Below are 1,256 nucleotides of genomic sequence, written 5' to 3'. Positions count from 1 at the left end.
GGTCGATCCGTCGCGGCTGCTGCTGACCGGCCTCAGCGACGGCGGCACCTTCTGCTACGTCTCGGGCCTGACCAGCGACTCGCCGTTCACCCATCTGGCGCCGATCGCCGCGAGCTTTCATCCGCTGCTCGCCGGCGCGGCGGATTCCGCCCGGCTGCGCGGGCTGCCGATCCAGATCGTGCACGGTCGCCACGACTGGATGTTTCCGGTGGAGGTGGCTCGGCAGGCCCATGAGGCGCTGGTCTCGGCCGGCGCCGACGTCAGCTACCGCGAGATCGCCGACCTCAGTCACAGCTACCCGCGCGAGGCCAACGTTGCGCTGCTCGATTGGCTGAAGCTGCCGGCGGCGTAGCGCTCAGGCCGTACGCCGCACCAACAATGTGCGCCGGACCAGTTCCGAGGTCTGGCCGCGGTCGGCGAACAAAGCCAGCAGCAGCAGCGCCAAACCGCCATGAAACAGCCCGGCGCCGAGCGCAGTGGGCGCGATCTGCCAGATCAGCAGCGGCGCCGCGACCATCAGGGCGGGCGCGAGCACGTAGGCTGCACTCAACACCGGCGAAGCGGGGTAGCCGAGCCGCCACACCACCGCGCCAAGCGCGGCCAGCGCCATCAAAGCTTTCACGCCGGCCATGAAGCGCAGCAGCAACACCAGTTCGGCATCGCTCTGGGCCCGCGCGGCGATCGTTGCATCGGGCGAAGCCAGCATCGCGGCGATCACCGCGATCAGCGCAGCCGTAATCGCCACGACCGGACGCGGCATCGACCAGCGCAGCGGCGGGGCCGCGACGTACGAGGCTGGCCCCACTGAAACATCGGACATCGGCGATATCCTCGGACGATGATTGGCGCACAAAGCGTAACGCGGCAGTTGCGACCGCGGCAAATCACACTGCAGCGACAGCGTGCGCCGAACTCAGTGCACCAGCAGAGTGACCAGGACCGGCACCAGCAGCGCGGTGATCAGCGCGTTCAGGCTCATCGCGATGCCGGCGAACACGCCGGCGATAGCGTCGACCTGGAAGGCCCGCGCGGTGCCGATGCCGTGCGAGGCGAGGCCGACCGCGAAGCCACGCGCGCGATAATCCCGAATCCCGAGCCGGTTCATCAGCGGCGAGACGACGATCGCGCCGAGGATGCCGGTGAGGATCACCGCCACCGCGGTGAGCGACGGATCGGCATGCAGCGACTCGCTGATACCCATCGCGACGCCCGCCGTGACCGATTTCGGCGCCAGCGACAGCACCACGGTCTCGGGC

3 protein-coding genes are annotated in these 1,256 nt (G+C 69.2%); 1 reads left to right on the top strand and 2 read right to left on the bottom strand.

The genetic code is table 11. From position 1 onward, the window contains the following. Positions 1 to 352: alpha/beta hydrolase (locus DYI24_RS26770; RefSeq protein ID WP_502706386.1), on the top strand; the 352-nt coding region annotated here is incomplete at its 5' end. Positions 353 to 355: 3 nt separating this feature from the next. Here the strand turns inward: DYI24_RS26770 and DYI24_RS26765 are convergent. Together DYI24_RS26765 and DYI24_RS26760 are read right to left on the bottom strand one after the other, a co-directional pair. Beyond that, a complete protein-coding gene (locus DYI24_RS26765; RefSeq protein ID WP_164574475.1) occupies positions 356 to 820 on the bottom strand; it encodes a hypothetical protein in 465 nt (154 codons plus the stop codon). Between the two features lie 93 nt (positions 821 to 913). After that, positions 914 to 1,256 (bottom strand): LrgB family protein (locus DYI24_RS26760; protein WP_164574474.1); only part of this gene is annotated, 343 nt, incomplete at its 5' end.

Source organism: Rhodopseudomonas sp. BR0C11 (assembly GCF_010820945.1).
In the GTDB taxonomy this organism is placed as follows: domain Bacteria; phylum Pseudomonadota; class Alphaproteobacteria; order Rhizobiales; family Xanthobacteraceae; genus Rhodopseudomonas; species Rhodopseudomonas palustris_H.
The sequence above is the reverse complement of the archived record's forward strand: the minus strand, read 5'-3'. Positions and strand labels throughout refer to the sequence as shown.